Annotated in this window: 5 protein-coding genes and 1 pseudogene; 5 read left to right on the top strand and 1 reads right to left on the bottom strand. The window is 65.4% G+C overall.

Going from position 1 to position 7,667, the window contains the following annotated elements:
- Positions 1 to 218 precede the first annotated feature (218 nt).
- Together polA and EOA33_RS17620 are read left to right on the top strand one after the other, a co-directional pair.
- Positions 219 to 3,182 (top strand): DNA polymerase I, encoded by a 2,964-nt coding sequence (gene polA / locus EOA33_RS17625; protein WP_190234294.1) that lies wholly within the window; start codon positions 219 to 221, stop codon positions 3,180 to 3,182.
- Between the two features lies 1 nt (position 3,183).
- Entirely contained in the window at positions 3,184 to 3,813 is a 630-nt protein-coding gene (locus EOA33_RS17620) for a LysE family translocator (RefSeq protein WP_245455381.1), read from the top strand.
- Between the two features lie 149 nt (positions 3,814 to 3,962).
- Here the strand turns inward: EOA33_RS17620 and EOA33_RS17615 are convergent, their stop codons facing one another.
- Entirely contained in the window at positions 3,963 to 4,367 is a 405-nt protein-coding gene (locus tag EOA33_RS17615; protein ID WP_126058257.1) for a Fur family transcriptional regulator, read from the bottom strand.
- Between the two features lie 231 nt (positions 4,368 to 4,598).
- Between EOA33_RS17615 and EOA33_RS17610 the strand changes: the two genes are divergently transcribed.
- The 3 genes and pseudogenes from EOA33_RS17610 to EOA33_RS17600 form a co-directional block, all read left to right on the top strand.
- The gene (locus EOA33_RS17610; RefSeq protein WP_127406180.1) at positions 4,599 to 6,815 is read left to right on the top strand and encodes a caspase family protein; all 2,217 of its coding nucleotides are present in this window, start codon (positions 4,599 to 4,601) and stop codon (positions 6,813 to 6,815) included.
- Positions 6,816 to 6,918: 103 nt separating this feature from the next.
- Entirely contained in the window at positions 6,919 to 7,293 is a 375-nt protein-coding gene (locus EOA33_RS17605) for a hypothetical protein (RefSeq protein ID WP_245455380.1), read from the top strand.
- Positions 7,290 to 7,667 (top strand): annotated as a pseudogene (locus EOA33_RS17600) (hypothetical protein); the annotation flags it as partial. The gene EOA33_RS17605 and the pseudogene EOA33_RS17600, both read left to right, overlap by 4 nt.

The following is a 7,667-nucleotide window of genomic DNA, read 5'->3' as shown; positions in this document are numbered from 1 at the left end:
GGGACGGGCCTTGCTCCGGACTTCGGCGAAAACTGCCGATGGACCTTATTTGGGTCTGTGAACGTGGCGATTCAAGGGCACCAGTATTACACTTTTGTAACATGCCCGTGAGTGGCCGGATCATTCGGCGGCAGCCTCTGTCAGGGTGTTGCCGGAACCGGTAGTTTCAGCCGCCTTTGGCATGGACCGCGCCGTCTGGCCGCGCTATCCCTGCCGGCATGAAAAAAGGCGATCATCTCTTCCTCGTCGACGGCTCCGGCTACATTTTCCGCGCCTATCACGCGCTGCCGCCGCTCAATCGCAAATCCGACGGCTTGCCCACCAATGCGGTGCTCGGCTTCTGCAACATGGTGTGGAAGCTGATGCAGGATGCCCGCAACACCGATGTCGGCGTGGTGCCGACGCATTTCGCCGTCATCTTCGACTATTCCTCGAAGACCTTCCGCAACGAGCTCTACCCCGAATACAAGGCCAACCGCTCGGCACCGCCAGAGGACCTGATCCCGCAGTTCGGCCTGATCCGCCAGGCGACCACGGCTTTCAATCTTCCCTGCATCGAGATGGAGGGCTTCGAGGCCGACGACCTCATCGCCACTTATTGCCGGCTTGCCTGCGAGGCTGGCGGCGACACCACTATCATCTCCTCCGACAAGGATCTGATGCAGCTGGTCGGTCCCACGGTCGGCATGTACGACCCGATGAAGGATCGCCAGATCGGCATCCCCGAAGTGATCGAGAAATGGGGCGTGCCGCCGGAGAAGATGATCGACCTGCAGGCGCTCACCGGCGACTCGGTCGACAATGTGCCGGGCGTGCCCGGCATCGGGCCGAAGACGGCGGCGCAGCTCCTGGAGCAGTTCGGCGACCTCGACGCGCTGCTGGCGCGCGCCGCCGAGATCAAGCAGGAGAAGCGGCGGGAATCGATCATCGCCAATGCCGACAAGGCGCGCATCTCGCGCCAGCTGGGGACGCTGAAGAACGACGTGCCGGTCGCCGAGGGGCTCGGCGACTTCGAGCTGCACGCGCCGGACGGGCCGAAGCTGATCGGCTTCCTCAAAACCATGGAATTCACCACGCTGACCCGCCGCGTCGCCGAAGCGACCGGAACCGAGATCGGCGACGTCCAGGCCGCCGCCGTCACCATCGAGCGCGCCGATACCGCGCACGGACCCGATGTCGGAGCCGGCGCGCCGCCGGCAGCACGGTCCACGCCCGCCGGCAACGACGCCGACAAGCCAGCGCCGGCCATCCGGGCAGAAGACGCGCCGCCGCAGGGCGACACCCCTTCCCTGCTCTCGGCGCTTCGCCTGGAACAGGCGGCGGCGCGCAAGATCGACACGTCGGCCTATGTCGCCATTCGCGATGCGGCGGCGCTGACGGCCTGGATCGCCGAGGCACGGGAAGCCGGTGTCCTCGCCTTCGACACCGAGGCCAGCTCGCCCGACCCGATGCAGGCCGAGTTGATCGGCCTGTCCATGGCGGTCGCGCCCGGCCGCGCCGCCTATCTGCCGCTCGTCCACAAGAGCGGCACCGGCGACTTGCTGGGCGGCGGCATGCTGGAGAACCAGATCCCCGTCCGCGAGGCATTGGCGCTGCTGAAGCCTCTCTTGCAGGACAGGTCCGTTCTCAAGATCGTGCAGGACCTGAAATACGACATCGTCGTGATGAGCCGCCACGGCATCGAGATCGGCCCATTCGACGACACGATGCTGATCTCCTATGTGCTTGATGCCGGCACGTCCGGCGGCCACGACCTGGCCGGCCTCTCGGAAAAATGGCTGGGCCACGCCCCGGCCTCCAAGAAGGAGCTTGCCGGATCGGGGAAAAGCGCCGTCGGCTTCGATCAAGTCGATATCGAGCGCGCGACCGCCTACGCCGCCGGGCAGGCCGATATCACGCTGAGGCTCTGGCAGGTGCTGAAGCCCAGGCTTGCCGCCAAGGGCCTCGTTTCCGTCTATGAGCGGCTGGAACGGCCGCTGGTGCCGGTGCTGGCGCGGATGGAGCAGCGCGGCATCTCCGTCGACCGACAGATCCTCTCCCGGCTGTCGGGCGAGCTGGCGCAGGGTGCCGCCCGCGTTGAGGAGGAGATCTACGGCATCGTCGGCGAGCGCATCAACATCGGCTCGCCGAAACAGCTCGGCGACATTTTGTTCGGCAAGATGGGCCTGCCGGGCGGCTCCAAGACCAAGACCGGCCAATGGTCGACATCGGCGCAGCTCCTGGAGGACCTTGCCGCCGAAGGCCATGAACTGCCGCGCAAGATCGTTGACTGGCGCCAGCTCACCAAACTGAAATCGACCTATACCGACGCGCTGCCTGGCTTCATCCACCCCGACACGAAGCGCGTCCACACCTCCTATGCGCTGGCGGCGACGACAACTGGACGTCTCTCGTCCTCCGACCCCAATCTGCAGAACATCCCGGTGCGTACCGCCGAGGGGCGCAAGATCAGGACCGCCTTCATTGCCGAAAAGGGCCACAAGCTGGTCTCGGCCGACTACAGCCAGATCGAATTGCGGGTGCTCGCCCATGTCGCCGAGATCCCGCAGCTGAAGCAGGCCTTCGCCGACGGCGCCGACATCCACGCCATCACGGCATCCGAGATGTTCAACGTGCCGGTCGAAGGCATGCCTTCGGAGGTGCGCCGCCGCGCCAAGGCGATCAATTTCGGCATCATCTACGGCATTTCGGCCTTCGGTCTTGCCAACCAGCTATCGATCCCGCGCGAGGAGGCCGGCGCCTACATCAAGAAATATTTCGAGCGCTTCCCGGGCATCCGCGACTATATCGAGGCGACCAAGGCCTACGCCCGCGAATATGGCTATGTCGAAACCATCTTCGGCCGCCGCATCCACTACCCGGAGATAAGAGCCTCCAATCCCTCCATCCGCGCCTTCAACGAGCGCGCCTCGATAAACGCCAGGCTGCAGGGCACCGCCGCCGACATCATCCGCCGCGCCATGGTGCATATGGAGGAGGCGCTGGAGAAGGCCGGCCTGTCGGCCCGCATGCTGCTGCAGGTGCATGACGAGCTGATCTTCGAGACGGTGGAAGCCGAGGTCGAGGCGACGCTTCCCGTCGTGCGCCGTGTGATGGAGAACGCGCCGATGCCGGCGGTGTCGATGTCGGTGCCGCTGCATGTCGATGCGCGGGCCGCCGACAATTGGGACGAGGCGCATTGATGTGAACGCGTTGCTGCCGCCCTCGACAGCCACCGTCCTTTCCTTCTCGCTCGCATGCCTGCTGATTGAACTGACGCCGGGTCCGAACATGACCTATCTGGCGCTGATTTCCGCCAGCGAAGGACGCCGCGCCGGCTTTGCCACGGTGGCGGGTATCGCGTTGGGACTGGCGACCGTCGGCGCGGTCGCGGCCTTCGGCGTCGCCGAACTGATCCAGGCATCGCGGCCGTTCTACGAGGGACTTCGCTGGGCCGGGGTGCTATTCCTTCTCTACCTCGCCTGGGAGGGCTGGACCGCGGGAACGGACGTCGTATCGAGCGCCGGCGGCGCGCGCGGCAAGCATTTCATGCGCGGACTCGTCACCAATCTCTTGAACCCCAAGGCGGCGGTCTTCTACGTCGCCGTGCTGCCGACCTTCGTCGATGCCGGACGGCCGGTCCTCTCCCAGACAGTCCTGCTCAGCGCGGTCTATGTGGCGATCGCGACCGCTGTTCACGGCGTCATCGTCGCTCTGGCGGGGACGCTGGAACCGTTCCTCAACGATCCCCGCAGGGAGCGATTTGCCCGACGGCTGCTTTCAGCGCTGCTGGCGCTGGTCGCGTTCTGGTTCGCCTGGTCGACCAAGCACTGAAGCGATACGCTCCCGGGTCTGTTGAGTTTCAGGCCGAGCCGAGAACGGCGGGGTCCGAGAACCGGATCGGAGCGTACTTGAAGTACGTGAGCACCGAAGCGCAGGAGCCCGCCATTTGCAGGCCGGCCTCGCCTGAAGAACAATAGACCCTAGGCGGCCTCGGCCCGGCACTTGGCGCAAACGCCGCGGAACTCGATCACCGCCTTCTTGGCGGCAAAGCCCGTCGAGCGCACCCATTCGTCGAGCCGGTGGTCGACATCATGGTCGGACATCTCGGTCACCTGGCCGCATGTGTCGCAAATGGCGAAGGCGGTCATCGAATGGCTGTGATCATGCGGCTCGGCGCAGGCAACGAAGGAGTTGAGGCTCTCCAGCCGGTGCACGAAACCCGACTTCACCAGCGTGTCAAGCGCGCGATAGACCTGCAGCGGCGCGCGGAAGCCACGTTCGCGCAGCTGGTCGAGCAGCATGTAGGCGCTAAGCGGTCCGCTGGCGGCCTCGAGCTTTTCGAGCACACACAACTGGTTCTTCGTCAGCACATCCCTTGCCGCCATGGTCCTGCTTCCAGTCAGCTTGCGTCGTCCGCACGCCATTTGCGCATGCAAGTGGCCTGAATTCCACTGAGATAGCGACGAACCGTCTTTTTTGCCACTGTTTCCGTCGCCATCGACGGCACCGCCTCAGTGGTTGGTCATCGCCATCGCGCAACCAGCCTTCAAAATACTGACAAAATCATCGATGAGGGTTGCGGCTGCTTGCGAATTCGATCGGGCTTGGGGGCATCCATGATCAGATTGACACGCCGGACGCTGCTTGCCGGCGCCTCCGCGCTGACGGCAGTCGGCACGCTGTCGTTTCGTGCGCTTGCCGCCCAGCGCACCTATTACGCGCTGCTGGTCGCTTGCACCGACTATCCAAACCTGCCGAAGAAGAACTGGCTGATCGGGCCGAAGAACGATGCCGGCCTGGTGCGCGACTACCTGCTGAGAAATACGCCAGCGCCGGTGAAGTTTGCGCCGGAGAACGTCACCCTGCTCGCCAAGGACGTCGAAGGCGCCGCCGGCCTGCCGACGCACGCCGCGATCAAGGCGGCACTGGCCGACCTCGCCGCCAGGGTCGAGCGCGACGACTTCGTCTATCTGCACCTGTCCGGCCATGGCGCGCAGCAGCCCGGGGCGACCAACAGCGACGAGACCGACGGCCTCGACGAGATATTCCTTCCCGTCGACATCGAGAAATGGGTCAACCGCGAGGCCGGCGTGCCCAACGCGCTGGTCGACAATGAGGTCGGCGCCGCACTCGACGCCATCCGCGACAAGGGCGCCTTCGTCTGGGTGGTTTTCGACTGCTGCCATTCCGGCACCGCGACACGCGCCGCCGAGGTCGACGACGAGCTGGAGCGCAAGGTCGAGTTCGCCGATCTGGTCGGCGGCAGCAAGACCGAGCGGGCAGCCGCGGTGAAGCTCTATGACGGCATCACGGCGACCGGCTCGCGCGGCTTCGACGAGAACGGCCAGCGCAAGCCCGCCTTCAACCTGACGCCAACCGGCGCCGAACCGACCACGAAGGGGAAGCTGGTCGCCTTCTATGCCGCGCAGACGATCGAGACGACGCCGGAAATGCCGCTGCCCAAGGGCACCGCCGACGCGCCGCGCTTCGGCCTGTTCACCTTCACCATCCTGTCCAAGCTGGCGGAGAACCCCAACGTCACCTACCGCCAGCTCGGCCAGGCGGTGCTGCAACAATATTCGGCCGACAGCCGCACGCGGCCGACGCCGCTCTTCGAAGGCGAGCTTGACGCCCGCGTCTTCGGCACCGACAGGACCGACGCGGTGATGCAATGGCCGCTGGTCATCAAGGACGATGCGGCGACGATCGGCGCCGGGCTGCTCCAGCGCCTCGCCCCCGGCAGCAAGCTCGCCATCCTGCCATCGGCGCTGTCGCAATTGTCGGATGCGCTCGGCTATGTCGAGGTGCAGTCGGCCAGGAACCTCGAGGCTTGGGTGAAGCCGGTGGAGCTCGACGGCAAGCCGGCCCTGACGCTGGCCGCTATCCCGGCCAATGCCTATGCGCGCATCGCCGAACTCGCCGTCGACTACAAGCTCGTGGTGGCGCGCCCGGCGGCGACCGACGGCCTCGACAAGGAGACCGCGCTGGTCAACTCGGTTCTGGACGAACTGGCGGCCAGGGAGAAATCCGGATTCCACGTCGAGCTGGTCGAGCCCGGCAAGAGAGCCGACCTACGGCTGGCGGTGCTGCGCGAGAATGCGATTGCCGGCGCGGCCACCGATGCGACCGACAAGCCGGCGCTATGGTTCCTGCCGGCTTCCGGCGACGTGACGCTGAAGGACGGCGGCAGGCCGCCGCTGATCATCATCCGCCCGGATAACCGGGCAAAGCTGGCCGAGGCGGCGGCGAGGAACCTGACCACCATCTTCCGCGCCACCGGCCTCTCCAGGCTAGCCGCAGCGTCCGACTACCGGCCGGAAGAGGTCAGTGTCGAGTTCGAGATCAGGCGCCAAGGCGGCGACGCGCTGGAGCCGCTGCAGGCCTCGACCGTGCCGCGCGTCTCGCCGGGTGACGAGATGCACATCAAGGCCAGGAACGATTCCGACAAATATGTCGACATCAACGTGCTCTATGTCGGCAGCGACTATTCCATCACCCATATCGTCGCCGAGCGGCTGGCGCCCGCCAACGGCTCGCCGGATGCCGGCTTGCGGGAAGGACTGCTGGCCTTCACCGACACCAGCTTCGGTATGGAGCGGATGATCGCGGTGCTGACCGAGGCGCCGCCGCAGAGCGAGAAGGAGGACCTGAGCTTCCTGGCGCAGGACGGCGTGCCCTCGGCCACCCGCGCGGCCGGCGGCTCCGGCTTCTCCGACATGCTGACCGATATCGGCATGGCGCCCTCGACGCGCTCGGTGATGAAGCTTACCGACAGGAGCGGCCCAAAGGGCGCGGTGATGATTTTTCCGATGGAGACGGTGCCGCGCGCCTGAATGCAGGCCGCAGCAAAAGCCTGTCGCAATCGCGCAGCGGCTCTTGCGCGACGGGCTTGGTATGTGGACATTCTGGCGCGGCGCGGAAAGGATGAGGACGCTCGTGAAAACCAAGGTTCTTTGCTGGCTCGGAGCGGTCCTTCTTGCCGCGGGCCTGTCGTTCGCCCATGCCTCGGCAGAGGAGACCTGCGGCCTCTGCGCCAAGCAGATCGTGACCAATTCCGAATTGGCGAGTTGCTTTCTCGACCAGTACGACCAGATCGCCAAGACCGGCAATGAGGCCGTCGTGGTCGATCTCAGCGGCTGCGCCTCGCGCGGCGTGGTCGAGGCCCTGCCCTCGCCGAACAAGGCGCCCGCCGAGCCTGACGTGCAGTTCATGATTTCGCGTTTGCAGCTCGACTGCCTGAAGAAAAAGCTCGAGGCGCCGGGCATCGTGCTCGACCCCTCCGCCATTATCGACCTGGACAGCTGCCGATGAAAAAACCGGGGGGTAAGGTTACGCCAGCGACGGCATCTACGGAGCCGCCGGCGATCAGGAAGGCTGAGGCGCTGCCTGAGACCACGGAGGGTTTCCCGTGGCCGAGCAGCCACGAGATCAAGAAGGAATCGAACCCCTTCACCGATCGTGACTGGCGCATGCTGGCCTATGCCTGGTCGGGCCTTCTGGTGCGCCTGGTGATCATCTTCACCCTTCTGTTCTCCGTCTTCCAGTTCCTGGCCAACCAGGAGCAGAAGCGTGTCGAGCAGACCATGTCGCTGGTCGAGCTATGGGAGAGCAAGGACCTGCAGCAGGCGCAACGGGCGCTCAAGGAGCGGCTGACGGGGCTCAACGCCAAATACGACAATCTGCTC

The sequence above is a fragment of the Mesorhizobium sp. M4A.F.Ca.ET.050.02.1.1 genome (assembly GCF_003997725.1).
Taxonomy (GTDB): domain Bacteria; phylum Pseudomonadota; class Alphaproteobacteria; order Rhizobiales; family Rhizobiaceae; genus Mesorhizobium.
The sequence above is the reverse complement of the archived record's forward strand: the minus strand, read 5'-3'. Positions and strand labels throughout refer to the sequence as shown.